Origin of the sequence: Kribbella sp. NPDC048915, from assembly GCF_040649595.1 — a bacterium.
Classification (GTDB): domain Bacteria; phylum Actinomycetota; class Actinomycetes; order Propionibacteriales; family Kribbellaceae; genus Kribbella.
Genome location: NZ_JBEZFT010000057.1, coordinates 17,085 through 35,522 on the forward strand (window position 1 = coordinate 17,085; position 18,438 = coordinate 35,522).

The following is an 18,438-nucleotide window of genomic DNA, read 5'->3' on the forward strand; positions in this document are numbered from 1 at the left end:
ACCCCTGGTCTGGAGTATGAGCACCGATTACTACGCCGTCCTGGGCGTCAGCCGTGACGCGTCGCCGGACGAGATCAAGAAGGCGTACCGCAAACTGGCACGCCAGTACCACCCGGACGTGAACGACTCCGAGGACGCCCACCAGAAGTTCCAGGAGATCGGGCGCGCGTTCCAGGTTCTCAGCGACCCGCAGAAGCGGCAGATGCACGACCTCGGCGGCGACCCGTTCGCCACCGCGGGGGCCGGCCCGGGCGGCGCCGGCTTCGGTCAGGCGTTCACGTTCACCGACATCATGGACGCCTTCTTCGGCCAGACCGGCGGCGCGACCCGCGGGCCGCGGCCGCGCACCCGGCGCGGTCAGGACGCGCTGATCCCGCTGCGCATCGACCTGGCCGAGGCGGCCTTCGGGACGACGCGTGAGCTCAAGGTCGACACCGCCGTACTGTGCCCGACCTGTAGCGGCACCGGCGCGGCAGCCGGCTCCGAGCCGGTCACCTGCGAGATCTGCCACGGCCGCGGCGAGGTCACCCACACCCAGCGGTCGTTCCTCGGCGAGGTGCGCACGATGCGCCCCTGCCCGAACTGCCGCGGCTACGGCACCACCATCCCGAACCCGTGCGTCGAGTGCTCCGGCGACGGCCGCGTGCGCTCCCGCCGTACCGTCACCGTGAAGATCCCCGGCGGCGTCGACACCGGCACCCGCGTCCAGCTTTCCGGCCAGGGCGAGGTCGGCCCCGGCGGCGGCCCGGCCGGCGACCTGTACGTCGAGATCGAGGTCGAACCGCACGAGATCTTCACCCGCAACGGCGACGACCTGCACTGCACGGTCACACTGCCGATGACCGCCGCCGCGCTCGGCACCACGATCGACCTGCCGACCCTCGAGGGCGAGCCGGTCCCGCTGGAGATCCGCCCCGGCACCCAGTCCGGCACCGCGATCACCCTCGCCGCCCGCGGCGTCCCCCGCCTCCGCCACGCCGGCCGCGGCGACCTGATCGTCCAGGTCATCGTCGAGACGCCGACCAAACTCGACGAGTCCCAGGTCGACCTCCTCAAACAGTTGGCCGCCCTCCGCGACGAAGAACGCCCCGAAGGCCAAGTCCAAGCCGCCCACAAAGGCGTCTTCGGCCGCCTGAGAGACGCCTTCGGCGCCCACTGACCCGCCCCACCGCCGGCTGCACCCGCTCGCCCTACCGCCGCCGGTCGCACCACCGTGGCCTGACCGGCGGTTGCACCACCGTGCCCCGGCCGAGGCCGGCCCCCGCTCGTGCCGCCCGGCCTCGCGCGCCCCGCCTGTCCGCCGGCCGACGCTCCTGCTCACTCCACCCCAACAGCACGGGATATCCGTTCCTGTTGGGGGTTCTCTGCTGGTGTACGCACGAAGAACCCCCAACGGGAACGGATATCCCGTGCTGTTGGAGCAGCCGGCGCCGCTCAGGCACGCTCAACCGCCCACACAGCCAGTCACGAGAGCCGATGCCCCTTCAAGTGGAGGGTTGCCCATTGAAATTTCCAGGGGGCAACCCTCGAGTTCAGTGGGCAACCCTCGAGTTCAGTGGGCAACCCTCGAGTTCAGTGGGCAACCCTCGAGTTCAGTGGGCAACCCTCGAGTTCAGTGGGCAACCCTCCAGTTCAGTGGGCAACCCTCCAGTTCAGCGGGCAACCCTCCAGTTCAGGGGGAACCTCGCTCTGAGGGCATGCTTCGGTGGGCGTCGAGAGTGGGCGTGAGAGTGTTGGGGCGGCTGGGTGGTGGTGGGTCGGTAGGTGCTCTGCGGCCGAGCGATCGAATGGCCGGGTGGTCGATGGTCGGTTGGTGGGTGATGAGCGGGGTAGCGGTAGGTGGAGGTGTGGCAGGTGGGTGTGGCGGTGTTCTTCCGGGCCGAGCTCGGTGAGGGCGAGTTGGTGCTGGACGGTGCCGAGGGGCGGCATGCGGCGGTTGTACGGCGAATTGGGCCGGGCGAGCGGGTACGCCTGACGGACGGGCGTGGCGCGTGGGTCGAGGGACCGGTGGTTGCCGCGAGCAAGTCCGGTGTGACGGTCGCCGTCGACGAGCGCGGGGCGGACGGTGCGCCGACGCCGCGGTTGATCGCCGTCCAGGCGGTACCGAAGGGGGAGCGCGCCGAACTGGCGGTCGAGATGTTGACCGAGGTCGGCACCGACGTGATCGTGCCGTGGAACGCGGAGCGCAGTCAGTTCCGCGCCAACCCCGAACGGGTCGAGAAGACGCTGGCGAAGTGGCGTGCGTGGGCGTTCGAGGCGAGCAAGCAGTCGCGCCGTACGTGGTTCGCCGAGGTCGCCCCGCTCGCGTCGACGGCGGATGTTGCGAAGTTGCTGGCCGACGCGGCGCTGCCGGTCGTGCTGCACGAAGCGGCGACCCAGCCCCTCGCATCGCTGGAGCTCCCGCCGACCGGCGACGTTGTACTCGTGATCGGCCCGGAAGGCGGTATCGCGCCCGCCGAACTCACCGCCTTCGCCGTGCCTCCGGTCCGCCTGGGCCGCACAGTCCTCCGCACGTCCACCGCCGGCGTCGCCGCAGCCGCCGCCCTCCTGGCCACCAACCGCTGGACCTAGGGCATGTCATCACCTGGTTCGGTGTGCAATCTCTCATTAGGTAGTGCACCTCGAAACGGTGTACGCGGGGAGCGATTCACGCTCAGGTGCACTACCTGTTGGCGGAGACGTCCTGTTGAGCCGACACACCTCCGCGCCGGCTGGGGCGGGGTGGGTACGCTGTTGGACGGGGGACGAACTGTTGTGCGGAGGATCGGACGCTATGCCTGTCGAATCGGCTCGGGCTCGGACGTTGCTGCATGTTCACCCGACTGAGGTGTCGCTGCAGGTGGCGCTCGATGCGCTCGCGGATCCGGTCCGGCGGGCGATCCTGCGGGACCTGGCCGCGCACGACGACTGGACGCGGGCCTGCGGCACGTTCGATCTGCCGGTGAAGAAGGCGACCGCGAGTCATCATTTCGCGGTACTGCGGGCCGCCGGGCTGATCGAGCAGCGCGACGAAGGCGCTCGCCGGCTGAACCGCCTGCGCCGCGACGAGTTCGAGTCCGCGTTCCCCGGTCTCCTCGCCGCCACCGTCGACCGCCCCGACTAACACCCCGCCGATCGCCCCGACCGGCCACCTCGTCGATCGGCCCTGACCGGCGCACTGCCGACCAACCCGACCGGCACCCCGGCGACGACCTCGACCGGCATTCCGGCGTCCGTGCGGCCGGGCTGCGGCTGGGGGGTTATTTGACGACGATCGATTTGGTGTCGGTGTCGGTGATGCTGCCGTCGGCGGGGGAGATGAGGTAGACGCTGAGTTCCCAGGGGCCGGGGCTGAGCTTCAGCCGGAACGAGAACGGCGAGAACTTCTGGCCTTCCTTGGTGTTGGCGTAGCTCTTCACGGTCTCGCGCGTCTTCAGGTTCGTGACCTGGTAGTTGACTGTGGCTTCGTAGGCGGCGGCGACGCCCTGGACCGTGATGTTGGGCTCGACGGCCGCGGCTTCGGTGGGGCTGTCGATCCAGACGAGCGCCTGGACGTCGGCGGCCTGCGCGCGGCCCAGCGGCGTGGCGGTGTCGACGTGGCCGAAGAGCGCCCCGACCGGACGGCCGGCCTCGGTCACCCGGATGGGTGTGTGGTTGTCCTGCAGCGCGCCCTGAACCGTGTACACGAGCTGCTGCACGGCGACCCGGGCGAGGTTGCGGTCCAGCGCGCCCTGCGGCAGGCGTTTGAAGTCGACGGTGACGACGTCGTTCGAGCGGGTGACGGTGTTGAGCGCGGCGCCGCGCCACACGGAGAAGTAGTCGGGGTCGCTCGGCTGCTTGGACGTCATGATCCGGACCGCCTGCTCGGCCGGCCGGCCGCTCACCTTCGCCCAGGTGCGGTACAGGCGGGCTGACGTCTTGTCCGCGCCGACCTGCTGACCGAGCCAATAGACCGGTACGACGGCACTCTTCACTGCCGGCTCCGGTACGCCGCGTGTCGCGGGCGCCGTGGTGTCCCCGGCCGACGGCACCGAGGTGATCGCCGGCTCGGTCGGCCCGGCAGTCGGCCCGGCAGTCGACCCGGCGGAAGGTGCAGTCGACGGCGCGGTCGACGGGACGGTGGACGGGACCGGAGAAGCGCTCGGCCCGGTCCCCGGCAGCTCCGGACCTGACGCCTCGGGGCCGGGCCCGGCGACTTCGTTGTCGGCGATGTCGTGGGCGCCGTTCAGCATGGTGAACGCGCCGATGGCGGCGGCGGTACCGACCGCGGCCAGGCCGGCGGTGATCAGCCACGGGCGCCGCGCGGCGGGGCGCTGGGCGTGCGCGCGGGCACGGATCTCCGGCAGCGCGTCGGACGGTTCGATCCGGTCCGCCTCCTCGTGCAGGGACCGTCGCATCAGCTCGTCGAACGGGTCGTTCTGGTTGTCACTCATACGGTCTGCTCCAGGAGCTGGCGCAGCGACTTGGTCGCGCGCGCGGCATGACTCTTCACGGATCCCCGGCTGATGCCCATCGTGTCCGCGATTTCCGCCTCTGACAGGTCACCGTAGTAGCGCAGGACCATCACGGTGCGTTGCTTTTCCGGCAGCGAGCGCATCGCCTCGATCACCCGGTCGGTCTCGGCGGTGCGCAGTACGGCGTGTTCGGCGCTCGGTTCGTCCGGGAGCGTGCGTGGGGTGTGTTTGTCCACCACCACGAGGTGGCGCTGACGGGATCGGCACCGGTTGACCACCGTGGTCCGCAGGTACGCGAGCGCCTTGTGCGGGTCACGCAGCCGGTTCCAGCGACCGTGCATCGCGACGAATGCGTCCTGCACGATCTCCTCCGCCGTGCCGACGTCGCGCAGCAGCAGCGCCCCGAGCCGGACCAGCGAGGTGTAGTGGGCGGTGTAGACAGCCGTCAGCGCCTCGTCGGCATCCCACGAGGACTCATGTGTCACGCACTCTTCGTACACCACCGCCGGTTGTGCCACGAAAAGACGACGCGGAGACCCTGTCCCAGGTTGACAACGAAGACGGGCCGCCAGGGCGTGTCCGGGGGAAACCACGTGAGGCTGTCGGAGCGGGCGGCTAGCATGGACAGGTCACATCATTGATTTCAGGAGGAACAGCCTGTCCAGGCCACGCAGTATCGAACCGGAGGCGCGCGCGAACGGCACTGTGGCCGGCGCCGCCACCAGCACCCAGGCGTCGCACAAGATCGTCGTACCGAACAGCATCGACATGGTGGCCCTGCTCGGAGCCCGGGACGAGTTCCTCCGCATCGTCGAGAAGGAGTTCGCCGCCGACATCCTGGTCCGCGGCAACGAGATCACGCTGGCCGGGGAGCCCGCCGAGCTGGCGCTGGCCGAGCGGCTGATCGACGAGCTGATCGCGGTGGTGCGGACCGGGCACGGCCTGACCGCCGACTCCGTCGAGCGCAGTATCGCGATGATCAAGGCCGCCACGGTCGAGAGCCCGCGCGACGTGCTGACGCAGAACATCCTGTCCAGCCGCGGCCGCACGATCCGGCCGAAGACGCTGAACCAGAAGCGCTACGTCGACGCGATCGACAAGAACACGATCGTCTTCGGCATCGGCCCGGCCGGTACCGGTAAGACGTACCTCGCAGTCGCGAAGGCGGTCCAGGCGTTGCAGGCCAAGGAGGTCAACCGGATCATCCTGACCCGGCCGGCCGTCGAGGCCGGTGAGCGGCTCGGGTTCTTGCCCGGCACGCTCTCGGAGAAGATCGACCCGTACCTGCGGCCGCTGTACGACGCTTTGCACGACATGCTCGACCCGGAGTCCATCCCGCGGCTGATGACGGCCGGCACGATCGAGATCGCGCCGCTGGCCTATATGCGCGGCCGGACGCTGAACGACGCCTACATCATTCTCGACGAGGCGCAGAACACCTCGCCGGAGCAGATGAAGATGTTCCTCACCCGGCTCGGGTTCGGCTCGAAGATGGTTGTCACCGGTGACGTCACCCAGGTCGACCTGCCGAACGGGACCAATTCCGGCCTCCGGGTGGTGCAGGAAATTCTCGACGGGGTGCAGGATCTGGCATTCTGCCGTTTGACGTCGCACGACGTGGTTCGGCACAAGCTCGTCGGCCGGATCGTGTCGGCCTACGAAAACTACGAAGGCAGTGCTGATTCCCACCGATGAACGTCGAGGTCAACAACGAGTCCGGAGTCGAGATCGACGCGAACGGACTGATGCGGCTCAGCCGGTTCGTGATGTCGTCGCTGCGGCTGCACCCGGAGTGTGAGCTGTCGATCAAGCTGGTCGACGAGGACACCATGGCGCGGTATCACGTCGAGTTCCTGGACCTGCCGGGGCCGACCGACGTGATGTCGTGGCCGATGGACGAGCTGCGCCCGGGGTCCGACGGCGAGGCCGACGAGGACCTGCCGCTCGGGCACCTGGGCGACATCGCGCTCTGCCCGACGGTCGCCGCCGCGCAGGGTGCGAAGGCCGGCCACGGCACGTGGGCCGAGCTGGAACTGCTCACCGTGCACGGCATCCTGCATCTGCTCGGGTACGACCACGCCGAACCCGAGGAGAAGGCGGAGATGTGGGACGTCCAGGGGCGCCTGCTGGAAGCATGGCGGGCACCTGGCAACCATTTGCAGGGTGTCTGATGACCCCCGCACCCGATCAGGAGTGACCCTACGATGACGTCCCACGACCTGGTTCTGCTGGTTGTGGCTGCGGTGCTCGTACTGCTTGCCGGGCTGTTCGCCGGTGCCGAGGCGGCGCTGTCGTCGTACTCGAAGGTGCGGGCGAACGAACAGGTCGAGCAGGGCAATCTGCGCGCGGTCCGGCTGCGCGACCTGCTCTCCGACGCCCCGCGGTACCTGAACTCGCTGCTGCTGCTCCGGCTGAGCTGCGAGATCACTGCGATCGTGCTGGTCGCCCAGGCGCTGTCCGAGCTGCTGACCGTGACCTGGCAGCACATCCTGATCACCGCGGTGATCATGGTGTTGGTCTCGTACGTGATCATCGGGGTCGCCCCGCGCACCCTCGGCCGCCAGCACTCGGACCGGTTCGCGATCGTGTCGGCGGGCCCGGTGATGGCGGTGACCCGGATCCTCGGGCCGCTGCCGAAGGTGCTGATCATGCTCGGCAACGCGCTGACGCCCGGCAAGGGATTCGCCGAGGGCCCGTTCGCGACCGAGGCCGAGCTGCGCGCGCTGGTCGACTACGCGGAGAAGTCCGCGGTGATCGAGTCCGGCGAGCGGCAGATGATCCACTCGGTGTTCGAGCTCGGCGACACCATCGTCCGTGAGGTGATGGTGCCGCGCACCGACATGGTCTACATCGAGCGGCACAAGAAGCTCCGCCAGCTCACGTCGCTGGCGTTGCGATCGGGGTTCTCGCGGATCCCGGTGATCGGCGAGTCGCTGGACGACATCGTCGGCGTCGTCTACCTCAAGGACGTGATGCGCCGGGTGTACGACAACGCCCAGGCGGACTCCACCGAGCGGGTCGAGTCGGTGATGCGGCCGTGTATGTATGTCCCGGACTCCAAGCCGGTCGACGAGCTGCTGCGCGAGATGCAGGCGGCCCGGATGCACCTGGCGATCGTCGTCGACGAGTACGGCGGTACGGCGGGCCTGGTCGCGATCGAGGACATCCTCGAGGAGATCGTCGGCGAGATCACCGACGAGTACGACGAGGTCCCGGACTCGGTGCAGCGGCTGTCCGACGGGGCGTACCGGGTGTCGAGCCGGCTGCCGATCGACGAGCTCGGCGAGTTGTTCGGCGTACCGCTGAACGACGACGACGTGGACACCGTCGGCGGCCTGATGGCCAAGTGGCTCGGCAAGGTGCCGATCCCCGGCGCCGAGGTGACGATCGAGGGCCTGGAGCTGACCGCGGAGCGCCCGTCCGGCCGCCGGAACCAGGTCGGTACGGTGCTGGTACGGCGGGCCGAGCCCGCGCCGGAGTCGCAGGACCAGAACCACCAGCACGCCTGAGCGCGTACCCGATCACCCGAGGAGCACCGAACTTGTCCGACCTTTCGGCGGAAGACGCCAAACTCGTCACGCTCGCCCGTGCCGCGCGGGCCCGGACCCGCGCCGCCGAGGGCGCGGCGGTCCGGGACACCGACGGCCGGACGTACGCCGCCTGTACGGTCGCGCTCGACACCGTCGAGCTGACCGCGCTGCAGCTGGCGGTGGCGATGGCGCTGTCGTCCGGGGTGAAGGGGCTCGAGGCGGCCGCGGTCGTCACCGACGCCGAGTCCGCCGATGTCGGTGTCGTCCGGCACTTCGCCGGCGCCAACGTTCCCGTCGTCCTTGCGCTCGGCACTGGAGAGGTCCGCGATGTCGTCCACACCTGAAGACTTCAAGGCGGGATTCGCCTGTTTCGTCGGCCGTCCGAACGCAGGCAAGTCGACTCTCACCAACGCCCTGGTGGGCAAGAAGATCGTCATCACGTCGTCGAAGCCGCAGACCACCCGGCACGCGGTCCGCGGCATCGTGCACCGCCCGGACGCGCAGCTGGTGCTGGTCGACACACCCGGGCTGCACAAGCCGCGCACCTTGCTCGGTGAGCGCCTGAACGACCTGGTGAAGACCACCTGGGCCGAGGTCGACGTGATCGCGGTGTGCCTGCCGGCCAGCGACAAGATCGGTCCGGGGGACCGTTTCCTGGTCGGCGAGGCGGCGAAGGTCGCGAAGACGCCGAAGGTCGCGCTCGCCACCAAGGCCGATCTGGTCGACCCCGAGCGGATGGTCCAGCACCTGGCCGACATCCAGGCGCTGGGCGAGTCGGCCGGGATCGAGTGGGCGTCGATCGTGCCGGTGTCCGCGACGTCCGGCTACCAGGTCGACCTGGTCGCCGACGAGCTCGTGAAGCTGCTGCCGCAGGGCTTCCCGCTGTACCCGGACGGCGACATCACCGACGAGCCGGAGGAGACGCTGGTCGCGGAGCTGATCCGCGAGGCCGCGCTCGAAGGGGTCCGCGACGAGCTGCCGCATTCGATCGCGGTGACGATCGACGAGATGGGGCTGCGCGAGGGCCGGCCCGAGGACAAGCCGCTGCTCGACATCTACGCGAACATCTTCCTCGAACGGGACAGCCAGAAGGGCATCGTGATCGGGCACAAGGGCGCGCGCCTGCGTGAGGTCGGCGCGGCCGCCCGGCGCCAGATCGAGGCCCTGCTCGGTACGCCGGTGTACCTGGACCTGCACGTCAAGATCGCCAAGAACTGGCAGACCGACGCGAAGCACCTGCGCAAACTGGGCTTCTGATGAGCCTGCGCAACCCGGCGTACGCCGCCCTCACCGGCGCGCACGCCCAGCTCGCCGAGACCCGCGGTAACGTCCGGCGGTATCCGGCCGACGTCGCGCCGTTCCTCGGGCTGCCCGACGAGCCGACCGCCGAGGACTGGTCCGACGCGGCAGCCCTGATCGGCCCGGGGCGGACGGCCGCCCTGATGCGGCCGCCGATCGAGGTGCCGGACAGCTTCAAGGTCCAGTTCGACCTCGAGCTGCCACAGTTCGTCGCGCCGGCCTCGCTGCCCGCGGTCGACGCGGAGGCGGTCCGGCTGGGGCCGGACGACGTACCCGAGATGCTCGAGCTGGTGGCGCTGACCGATCCGGGGCCGTTCCGCAACCGCACGATCGAGCTGGGTGAGTACGTAGGCATTCGCCGCGACGGTGCATTGATCGCGATGGCCGGTACCCGGTTCGCGTTGCCGGGGCACACCGAGATCAGTGCGGTGTGCACGCACCCGTCGTACCAGGGTCAGGGTCTGGCCAGTCGGCTGATCCGCGACGTCGCCGCGCACATCACCGCGACCGGCCGGACCCCGTTCCTGCACACCGGCGGCTCCAACGCCACCGCGATCCGGCTCTACACCTCGCTCGGCTTCACCAGAACCGACGGGATGCGCGTCACGGTCGTCGAGGTCAGGCAGCTCGGGTTCGGCGCCGATCGAGGGGGTGACTGGGGAGCGCAGCACACCTGAAACGACCAGCAGAGCTCCCCAATCCCATCGCCTGGCAGGCGCGCCGCATGCCCGTGCCGTGGTCCCGCAGCGTCGGCTAGATCGTCTTCTGGTAGATCAGGAAGCGGGCCACGATCCGGTACCCGAGCTGCTCGTTGATGCCGATCATGTGGTCGTTGGACTCGGCGTTCCAGGTGTCGATCTGGGACAGCGCGGGCTCCTCGGCACGTAACCGGAGCAGCATCGCGGACTTGAGCAGCGCGCCGAGCCGGTGGCCGCGATGGTCGCGGGACACGGCGGTGTCGTGCTGCTCGGCGATGTGCGGGCGCTCCCGCTCGACCGCGACGACAGTGTGTCCGGCCAGCTCGCCGGTGTCTTTCGCGCGGGCGATCACCCGGTAGAGCGTGCGGTCGCTCTTCGCCTGGGCCTCCTCGTACGCACGCAGCCGCTCCGGGCTGTACACGTCGTCCTCGATCTCGAGGTCGTCCGTGGGCGCGTCGTTGATCGACTCGGTGACCGCGACCATGCCGTCGAGCAGTTCGTCCGGGAGCGATCCGGTCAGCTGCACCAGTTCGTACCCCGACGCCGCCGCGGCGGATTCGTCGTACAGCCGCTGGACCAGGTCCCAGTCGAGGCCGGTCAGCTCCTGGCGCCGGTTCACCTCGACGGCCTTCTGCTCGTAGCCGTGCCGGCGGGCGAACGCGTCCGCCTTCGGCAGGTCGATCTGGTCGAAGCCGACCGTGGTCCGGCCGAGTTCACGGCTCAGGTTCTCGCCGTACGTGATCAGCGCCGACCCGACGCCGCGACCGCGATGGTCGGGGTGCACCTTGACGTCGAGCCAGGTCTGGTCGGTGTTGTCGTACTGCGGCGTGTGAACCATGAGCAGGCCGACCGGGGTGCCGTCCTCGCGGGCCAGGAAGGCCCGCGGCGGCACCAGGTCCCAGCCGTACCGCAGCTGGTTCGCGAAACTCCGCGGGGTGTGCTGGACCAGCTCCGGGCAGTCCAGCTTCCAGCAGGCCGAATCCACGGCGACGGCTTCCGCGCAGCCGACCTCGTCGTCGGCGAACAGTTCGGTGATCTCCACGTCCACAGGGTCCACCAGCACTCCGGTTACCGCGAGTGGTTTTCTGCAGGTGGTTGGTTCACAGGTACGACGGGTGATTCGGATGTGTCCGGATGGGTACAGCGCGGGCGACGTACTCTTGACCGACTCAGACCTGGGGGACCCGCGACGTGGCCGTCGAGCCTGAACTCGAGCACGCGCTGCGGACCGCCGCGCTCCGGGTCACGCGCCCCCGGCTGGCTGTCCTGCGGGCCGTGCACGAGCACCCGCACTCCGACACCGACGGCATCATCCAGGCGGCCCGGACCGAGCTGCCCGCCGTCTCGCACCAGGCCGTGTACGACGTCCTGCGCGCGCTGGATGCGGCGGGCCTGGTACGGCGGATCCAGCCGGCCGGATCGGTGGCGCGCTACGAGGCGCGTGTGGGTGACAACCACCATCACGTGGTCTGCCGGTCCTGCGGCGCCATCGCCGACGTCGACTGCGCGGTGGGCACGCGCCGTGCCTGACCGCGTCCGACGACCGGGACTTCGTCATCGACGAGGCCGAGGTCGTCTACTGGGGCCGCTGCCCCGACTGTTCCGCCGATCATCTGAAGCACCAGGGAAAGGGCCAGCATGTCTGACACGTCCGGAGTGACCCCGCAAGGCAGCGAGAGCGAGAACCCGGCGATCGATTCGCCGACGCCGCAGGTCGCCCGGCCGCGGACGAACCGGGACTGGTGGCCCGATCAACTCGACCTCACGATCCTGCATCCGCACGCCGCGAAGTCGAACCCGATGGCGGCCGACTTCGACTACGCGGAAGAGTTCGCCAAGATCGACGTCGAGGAGCTCAAGCGCGACCTCGTCGAGGTGATGCGGACGTCGCAGGACTGGTGGCCGGCCGACTTCGGCCACTACGGCCCGTTGTTCATCCGGATGAGCTGGCACTCGGCCGGGACGTACCGGATCGAGGACGGTCGCGGCGGTGCGGGCGACGGCGCTCAGCGGTTCGCGCCGCTGAACAGCTGGCCCGACAACGCCAACCTGGACAAGGCCCGTCGGCTGCTCTGGCCGGTCAAGCAGAAGTATGGCCGGAGCGTTTCGTGGGCCGACCTGCTGGTGCTGGCCGGCAACGTCGCCATCGAGGACATGGGGCTGCCCACCTTCGGATTCGGTTTCGGCCGCGAGGACATCTGGGAGCCGGAGGAGATCTACTGGGGTCCCGAGGACACCTGGCTCGGTGACGAGCGGTACAGCGGCGACCGGGAACTGGGCGGCCCGCTCGGCGCGGTCCAGATGGGCCTGATCTACGTGAACCCGGAGGGCCCGAACGGCAACCCGGACCCGCTGGCAGCCGCCCGGGACATCCGCGAGACGTTCCGCCGGATGGCGATGAACGACGAGGAGACGGTCGCGCTGATCGCCGGCGGTCACACGTTCGGCAAGACGCACGGCGCCGGACCCGCAGAGAGCGTCGGACCGGAGCCGGAGGCCGCGCCGATCGAGGCGCAGGGCCTCGGCTGGGAGAGCAGCTACCGCAGCGGCAAGGGTCCCGACACGATCACCAGCGGGCTCGAGGTGACCTGGACGAACACGCCGACCCAGTGGGGGAACGGCTTCTTCACGAATCTGTTCGAGCACGAGTGGGAGCTGACCGAGAGCCCGGCCGGCGCCAAGCAGTGGGTCGCCAAGGACGCCGCGGAAACGGTGCCGGACGCCCACGACCCGTCGCGCAAGCACCGGCCGACGATGCTCACGACGGACCTCGCGCTGCGGTTCGACCCGGCGTACGGCCCGATCTCGCGGCGGTTCTACGAGCACCCCGACGAGTTCGCGCTCGCCTTCGCCAAGGCCTGGTACAAGCTGCTGCACCGTGACATGGGGCCGGTCTCGCGGTTCCTCGGTCCGTGGGTGCCGGAGCCGCAGCTCTGGCAGGACCCGGTGCCGGCTGTCGACCACGAGTTGATCGACGACTCCGACGTGGCCACGTTGAAGGAGGCGATTCTCGCGTCCGGGCTGTCGGTGTCCCAGCTGGTCTCGACCGCGTGGGCCTCGGCGGCGTCGTACCGGACCACTGACAAGCGCGGCGGCGCGAACGGCGCCCGGATCCGGCTCGAGCCGCAGCGCAGCTGGGAGGTCAACCAGCCGGCCGAGCTCACGAAGGTTTTGGCGAAGCTAGAGCAGGTGCAGCGAGAGTTCAACGCCACCCGGTCCGATGGCAAGCAGGTCTCGCTGGCCGACCTGATCGTGCTCGGCGGCAGCGCGGCGGTCGAGCTGGCCGCGCAGAACGCCGGCCACGACCTCACGGTCCCGTTCCACCCGGGCCGGACCGACGCGTCGCAGGAGCAGACCGACGTCGAGTCGTTCGCCATGCTCGAGCCACGGGCAGACGGCTTCCGCAACTATCTGCGCGCGGGCGAGAAGCTGTCACCCGAGACGCTGTTGCTGGACCGGGCGTACAACCTCGGCCTGACCGCACCCGAGATGACCGTGCTCGTCGGCGGTCTACGGGTCCTCGGCGCGAACACCGGTGGCACGCCGTACGGCGTCTTCACCGACCGTACGGACACCTTGTCGACCGACTTCTTCGTGAACCTGCTCGCGCCGGGGACGCAATGGCGCGCGGCCGCATCGGGCGAGAACCTGTTCGAGATCCGGGACCACGCGAGCGGAGAGGTGAAGTGGACGGCGACCGCCGCCGACCTGATCTTCGGGTCGAACTCGCAGCTGCGGTCGCTGTCCGAGGTGTACGCGAGTGCCGACGCGCAGGAGAAGTTCGCGACCGACTTCGTCGACGCGTGGGTCAAGGTGATGGAGCTGGACCGCTTCGACCTGCGCTGACGAGGACAGGGCTCAGGCCGGCGACGGCATCCCATAGGCGTGATCGACAGTCATGGTGAACAGCAGTCGCCGGTCCTGGACCATCACCGCGCGGTACTCGTCCCAGTCCGGGTGCTCACCCGACGCGGCCCGGTAGTACTCGACCAGGCTGTCGACGACCGCGTCGTCCGGTGCCGCGGCCACCGGGCTGAGCTCGGCCTTGCCCTCGATGACGACGTACGAGCCGCCGCCGGGGCCGTTCACGTACAGGCTGGCGCGCGGGTCGCGGCGCAGGTTCTTGGTCTTCGCGCGACCGTCGGTGAGCGAGATCGTCACCTGCGTCCCGTCGAACACATAGGTCACATTGGACAGCTGCGGCCGGCCGTCGCGCTTGAGCGTGACCAGCACGCCGAGGCCGTGCGTACCGAGCCGATCGAGGAGGGATTCCGTCATGCCGTCACCCTAGAATCTCAACCGCACTTCAGGGCAAGAACGTCTCGGCGCGTGACCCCGGGTTCGACGGGGCGGGGCCGGTGGGCTTAGACTCGCTGGCATCATGCGGCACCAGCTTCTCCTCCTTCGCTGCCGCGGCGAGGCCTGACAAGGCCGGTTCCCTCGCCGCGGAGTTCTGACGTACGCCGGTCGTCCCTCACGACACCGTACTTTCCGAGGAGAACCTCTCGTGGCACCGAAGAACCAGCCCCAGCCTGTTCAGCAGCCGTCCGGTATGCCCATCCACCGGTACCGCGCGTTCCCGCCGATCGACCTGCCGGACCGCACCTGGCCGGCCGGATCCGTCGACCGCGCGCCGCGCTGGCTGTCCACCGACCTCCGCGACGGCAACCAGGCCCTGGTCGAGCCGATGTCGCCGGCCCGCAAGCGGCGGATGTTCGACCTGCTGGTGAAGATGGGCTACAAGGAGATCGAGGTCGGTTTCCCGAGCGCCAGCCAGTACGACTTCGACTTCGTCCGCAGCCTGATCGAGGACGAGGTGATCCCGGACGACGTGACGATCTCGGTGCTGACCCAGGCGCGGGAGGAGCTGATCGAGCGCACCGTGCAGTCGCTGCAGGGGTCGCCGAAGGCAACCATCCACCTGTACAACGCGACCGCGCCGCTGTTCCGCCGCGTGGTGTTCAACGTCGATCGCGCCGAGTGCCGCGCGATCGCGGTCCGTGGCACCGAGACCGTGATGAAGTACGCCGACGAGCTGCTGGGGGACTGCGAGTTCGGCTACCAGTACAGCCCGGAGATCTTCACCGGCACCGAGCTGGAGTTCGCGCTCGAGGTCTGCGAGGCGGTCAGCGACGTCTGGCAGCCCGATGAGGGCCGCGAGATCATCCTGAACCTGCCGGCCACCGTCGAGATGTCCACCCCGAACGTGTACGCCGACCAGATCGAGTGGTTCGGCCGCAACCTGACCCGGCGCGCGCACAGCACGATCAGCCTGCACCCGCACAACGACCGCGGTACGGCGGTGGCCGCCACCGAGCTGGCCCTGATGGCCGGCGCGGACCGGGTCGAGGGCTGCCTGTTCGGCCACGGCGAGCGGACCGGCAACGTCGACCTGGTCACGCTGGGGATGAACCTGTTCAGCCAGGGCATCGACCCGCAGATCGACTTCTCCGACATCGACGAGATCCGCCGCACGGTCGAGTACTGCACGCAGATGCGCGTCCCGGAGCGGCAGCCGTACGCCGGTGACCTGGTCTACACCGCCTTCTCGGGATCCCACCAGGACGCGATCAAGAAGGGCCTGGAGGCGCTCGACAAGCAGGCCGCGGCCGAGGGCAAGCCGGTCGGCGAGATCACGTGGGAGGCGCCGTACCTGCCGATCGACCCGAAGGACGTCGGCCGCAGCTACGAGGCCGTGATCCGGGTGAACTCGCAGTCCGGCAAGGGCGGCGTCGCGTACATCATGAAGTCCGAGCACCGGCTCGACCTGCCGCGCCGGCTGCAGATCGAGTTCAGCCGGGTGATCCAGCAGCACACCGACTCCGAGGGCGGTGAGGTCGGCCCGCAGCAGATGTGGGACATCTTCGCGGCCGAGTACCTGGCGCCGGGCGGGCTGTCGCTGCTGAGCGTCAACTCGACGTCCGGTGAGGGGCAGGGCGACCAGCTCCGCGTTCAGGTCTATTCCAACGGCGTCCCGCACGAGCTGGTTGGCGAAGGCAACGGCCCGGTGTCGGCGTTCGTGGACGCGATCAAGCCGCTGAAGTACGACGTTCGCGTGCTCGACTACCACGAGCACGCGCTCTCGGCGGGCGGCGACGCGCTGGCCGCGGCGTACGTCGAGTGCGAGGTCGGCGACGAGGTCTACTGGGGTGTCGGCCGGGACGCGAACATCCTCACCGCATCGCTGAAGGCCGTGGTATCAGCTGTCAACCGCGCCACGCGCTGACAACATCTCGATCTTTACACCGAATTGCCCGTCTTCGTGTCGAAGGCGGGCAATTTCCGTACGCCCCGATACCGTTAGGTCACAGTCTGCAACGTTGTCTCACTGTTGCCTCAAGTCGTTGACTCGCTGACCAAGGTTGCGCACACTGTCGTCACTATGCGCAGATCCTTGCAAGACAGTGTTACTAAGTCGAGCTGATCAGGGTCTGCGCCACCGACTTTCCCTGTAGTCGCGTGGAGGTGAGCAGTGAGCGGTGCGGTCGACACGTCCGCGACGAAGCTGATCGAAGGACCGGTTGTCGAACCGAGACCCTCGGCTGCTCGGCGTTTCGTCAACGCCTGGCTGGTGCGACGTCTGTTCAAAGCGGTGCTGACGGTCTTCATCGTCACCACCGGCACGTTCTTCCTGGTCCGGTTGCTGCCGGGCAACCCGGTGGAGACGTACATCCAGACACAGATCGCGCAGACCGGTATCTCGTACGAGGCGGCGGCCGCGCAGGCGCAGAACCTGTTCTCGCTGGACCCGGACGCGCCGCTGATCTCGCAGTACTTCACGTACATGCTGAATCTGCTGCACGGTGACTTCGGCAACTCGGTGCTGTCGCCGGGCACCACGGTCGCGGAGGTGATCAAGACCTACCTGCCCTGGACGCTGTTCTCGGTCGGCGTCGCGACCGTGTTCAGCTTCATCATCGGCATCGTGGCCGGGATGATCATGGCCTACCGCCGGGAGAGCTGGATCGACCACGCCCTGACCTCGATCGGGTCGCTGCTGCACGCGATCCCGAACTACATCCTGGCGATCCTGATCGTGGTGTTCCTCGGCGTGAAGCTGCAGGTGTTCAACCTGACCGAGGCGCGCGGCTCGTACACCCCAGGTGTCGAGCCGTCGTTCAGTCTGAGCTTCCTGAACGACATCTTCTACCACGCGACCTTGCCGATCCTGGCCTATGCGCTGACCACCGTCGGCTCCTGGGCGCTGGTGATGAAGTCGTCCACGGTCGAAACCCTCGGCGAGGACTACGTCACGGTGGCCCGGGCTCGGGGCCTGTCCGACTCGCGGATCCGCAGCGGGTACGTCGGGCGCAACGCCGTACTGCCGCTGTTCAGCCAACTCGCGGTCTCGCTGGGCTTCGTGGTCGGCGGCTCGATCTTCGTCGAGCGGATCTTCGGCTACCAGGGCATCGGGTTCAGCCTGTTCAACGCGGTCAACGGCCGCGACTACCCGGTCCTGCAGGGCATCTTCCTGGTGGTCACGATCTCGGTCGTGGTGGCGAACCTGATCGCCGATCTGCTCTACAGCAGACTCGATCCGCGGATCCGGGTCAGCGGCAAGGGTCAGGGGTGACGAGATGACCGAGGCAACCATTCCCGTCTCCGCGGTCGGCACTCCCGGGGCCTCCCGGTTCGCCGGCATCCTCAGCGCGCTGCGCCGCAGCCCGGCCGGGTTCATCGGCTTCGTGATCGTCGGCCTGCTGGTGCTGATCAGCGCGATCGTGCCGTTCTTCCTGCCGGAAGTGACCCCGAACGTCAAGGAAATCCTGCTCCCCGCCGGTTCACCCGGGCACCTGCTCGGCACCGACAACGAGGGCAAGGACGTCCTGATCCAGATGATCGGCGGCGGCCGGACGGTGATCTTCGTCGGCTTCGTCGCCGCCGCGATCTCGACCGCGCTGGCGATCGTCCTCGGGTCGCTGGCGGCGTACCTCGGCGGCTGGGTCGACTCGGTCGTGGTCACGCTGGCCGACGTCTTCCTGACCGTGCCGCAGATCGTGCTGCTCGCCGTGCTCGGCGCCTTCTTCCGGCTCGATTCGCCGATCCTGCTGGCCCTGCTGGTCGGCGGGCTGTCCTGGCCGGTGCTGACTCGCGCGGTCCGGGCCCAGGTCTTCTCGCTGAAGGAACGCGAGTTCGTCGAGGCGGCGCGGCTGCTCGATCTCGGCACGGCGAGGGTCGTGTTCGTCGAGATCCTGCCGAACATGGCCAGCTTCATCCTGATGAACTTCATGATCGGCGTGACCAACGCGATCTACCAGCTGGTCGGCCTCTACCTGCTCGGTCTGGCGCCGTTGACCGGATCGAACTGGGGCATCATGCTCAACCGCGCCTGGATCGCCGGCGCGATCTTCAACGACGCGAGCCTGGCCTGGATCCTCAGCCCGGTCATCGCGATCACCCTGCTGCTGCTCGGACTGGTGATGATGACGCGATCGCTCGAAGAGATCCTCAACCCGCGGCTCCGGGACCGGTGAGCAC

17 protein-coding genes and 1 pseudogene are annotated in these 18,438 nt (G+C 68.8%); 14 read left to right on the top strand and 4 right to left on the bottom strand.

Annotated features, from left to right (window positions below; translation table 11 throughout):
* Positions 1–16 precede the first annotated feature (16 nt).
* The 3 genes from dnaJ (at position 17) to AB0B82_RS24815 (ending at position 3,103) form a co-directional block, all read left to right on the top strand.
* Positions 17–1,159, top strand: a complete 1,143-nt coding sequence (dnaJ, locus tag AB0B82_RS24805) for a molecular chaperone DnaJ (RefSeq protein ID WP_360172990.1) — start codon at positions 17–19, stop codon at positions 1,157–1,159.
* A 695-nt stretch (positions 1,160–1,854) separates the two neighbouring features.
* Entirely contained in the window at positions 1,855–2,571 is a 717-nt protein-coding gene (locus tag AB0B82_RS24810; protein WP_360172993.1) for a 16S rRNA (uracil(1498)-N(3))-methyltransferase, read from the top strand.
* Between the two features lie 202 nt (positions 2,572–2,773).
* Positions 2,774–3,103, top strand: a complete 330-nt coding sequence (locus AB0B82_RS24815; RefSeq protein WP_360172996.1) for a helix-turn-helix domain-containing protein — start codon at positions 2,774–2,776, stop codon at positions 3,101–3,103.
* A gap of 136 nt (positions 3,104–3,239) precedes the next feature.
* Here the strand turns inward: AB0B82_RS24815 and AB0B82_RS24820 are convergent, their stop codons facing one another.
* Positions 3,240–4,412 carry a Gmad2 immunoglobulin-like domain-containing protein gene (locus AB0B82_RS24820; RefSeq protein ID WP_360172999.1) on the bottom strand — a complete coding sequence of 391 codons (1,173 nt, stop codon included), beginning with the start codon at positions 4,410–4,412 and terminating at the stop codon, positions 3,240–3,242.
* The gene (locus AB0B82_RS24825; RefSeq protein ID WP_360173002.1) at positions 4,409–4,918 is read right to left on the bottom strand and encodes a SigE family RNA polymerase sigma factor; all 510 of its coding nucleotides are present in this window, start codon (positions 4,916–4,918) and stop codon (positions 4,409–4,411) included. Before AB0B82_RS24825 ends, AB0B82_RS24820 begins: the two co-directional genes overlap by 4 nt.
* 283 nt (positions 4,919–5,201) lie before the next feature.
* Here AB0B82_RS24825 and AB0B82_RS24830 point away from each other — a divergent pair, with 283 nt between their 5' ends.
* The 6 genes from AB0B82_RS24830 to AB0B82_RS24855 are packed head-to-tail and all read left to right on the top strand — an operon-like array spanning position 5,202 to position 9,939.
* A complete protein-coding gene (locus tag AB0B82_RS24830; protein WP_360173069.1) occupies positions 5,202–6,128 on the top strand; it encodes a PhoH family protein in 927 nt (308 codons plus the stop codon).
* Positions 6,125–6,604, top strand: coding sequence for an rRNA maturation RNase YbeY (ybeY, locus tag AB0B82_RS24835; RefSeq protein WP_360173005.1), 480 nt, complete (start codon positions 6,125–6,127; stop codon positions 6,602–6,604). Before AB0B82_RS24830 ends, ybeY begins: the two co-directional genes overlap by 4 nt.
* A gap of 33 nt (positions 6,605–6,637) precedes the next feature.
* A complete protein-coding gene (locus AB0B82_RS24840; RefSeq protein ID WP_360173008.1) occupies positions 6,638–7,942 on the top strand; it encodes a hemolysin family protein in 1,305 nt (434 codons plus the stop codon).
* A 32-nt stretch (positions 7,943–7,974) separates the two neighbouring features.
* Entirely contained in the window at positions 7,975–8,307 is a 333-nt protein-coding gene (locus AB0B82_RS24845; RefSeq protein ID WP_360173011.1) for a cytidine deaminase, read from the top strand.
* Positions 8,291–9,220: a GTPase Era gene (era, locus tag AB0B82_RS24850; RefSeq protein WP_360173014.1), complete on the top strand. Its 930-nt coding sequence runs from the start codon at positions 8,291–8,293 to the stop codon at positions 9,218–9,220. Before AB0B82_RS24845 ends, era begins: the two co-directional genes overlap by 17 nt.
* On the top strand, positions 9,220–9,939 hold the full coding sequence (locus AB0B82_RS24855; protein ID WP_360173017.1) for a GNAT family N-acetyltransferase: 720 nt from the start codon (positions 9,220–9,222) through the stop codon (positions 9,937–9,939). Before era ends, AB0B82_RS24855 begins: the two co-directional genes overlap by 1 nt.
* A 76-nt stretch (positions 9,940–10,015) precedes the next feature.
* On the opposite strand, the gene AB0B82_RS24860 is transcribed toward AB0B82_RS24855, so the two are convergent.
* Positions 10,016–11,002 (bottom strand): GNAT family N-acetyltransferase, encoded by a 987-nt coding sequence (locus tag AB0B82_RS24860; RefSeq protein ID WP_360173020.1) that lies wholly within the window; start codon positions 11,000–11,002, stop codon positions 10,016–10,018.
* A 149-nt stretch (positions 11,003–11,151) separates the two neighbouring features.
* Between AB0B82_RS24860 and AB0B82_RS24865 the strand changes: the two are divergent.
* Positions 11,152–11,606: pseudogene (locus AB0B82_RS24865) on the top strand (Fur family transcriptional regulator).
* Complete coding sequence (gene katG / locus AB0B82_RS24870; protein ID WP_360173023.1) at positions 11,599–13,806, top strand: catalase/peroxidase HPI; 2,208 nt, start codon at positions 11,599–11,601, stop codon at positions 13,804–13,806. The pseudogene AB0B82_RS24865 and the gene katG overlap by 8 nt, the downstream one beginning before the upstream one ends.
* A 12-nt stretch (positions 13,807–13,818) precedes the next feature.
* On the opposite strand, the gene AB0B82_RS24875 is transcribed toward katG, so the two are convergent.
* Positions 13,819–14,238 (bottom strand): PPOX class F420-dependent oxidoreductase, encoded by a 420-nt coding sequence (locus AB0B82_RS24875; protein ID WP_360173026.1) that lies wholly within the window; start codon positions 14,236–14,238, stop codon positions 13,819–13,821.
* A 274-nt stretch (positions 14,239–14,512) separates the two neighbouring features.
* On the opposite strand from AB0B82_RS24875, the gene leuA reads away from it, so the two are divergent.
* The 3 genes from leuA (at position 14,513) to AB0B82_RS24890 (ending at position 18,434) form a co-directional block, all read left to right on the top strand.
* Positions 14,513–16,186, top strand: coding sequence for a 2-isopropylmalate synthase (gene leuA / locus AB0B82_RS24880; RefSeq protein WP_360173029.1), 1,674 nt, complete (start codon positions 14,513–14,515; stop codon positions 16,184–16,186).
* A 246-nt stretch (positions 16,187–16,432) separates the two neighbouring features.
* On the top strand, positions 16,433–17,533 hold the full coding sequence (locus AB0B82_RS24885) for an ABC transporter permease (RefSeq protein WP_360173032.1): 1,101 nt from the start codon (positions 16,433–16,435) through the stop codon (positions 17,531–17,533).
* 4 nt (positions 17,534–17,537) lie between these two features.
* The gene (locus AB0B82_RS24890) at positions 17,538–18,434 is read left to right on the top strand and encodes an ABC transporter permease (RefSeq protein ID WP_360173035.1); all 897 of its coding nucleotides are present in this window, start codon (positions 17,538–17,540) and stop codon (positions 18,432–18,434) included.
* The last annotated feature ends 4 nt before the right edge of the window (positions 18,435–18,438 follow it).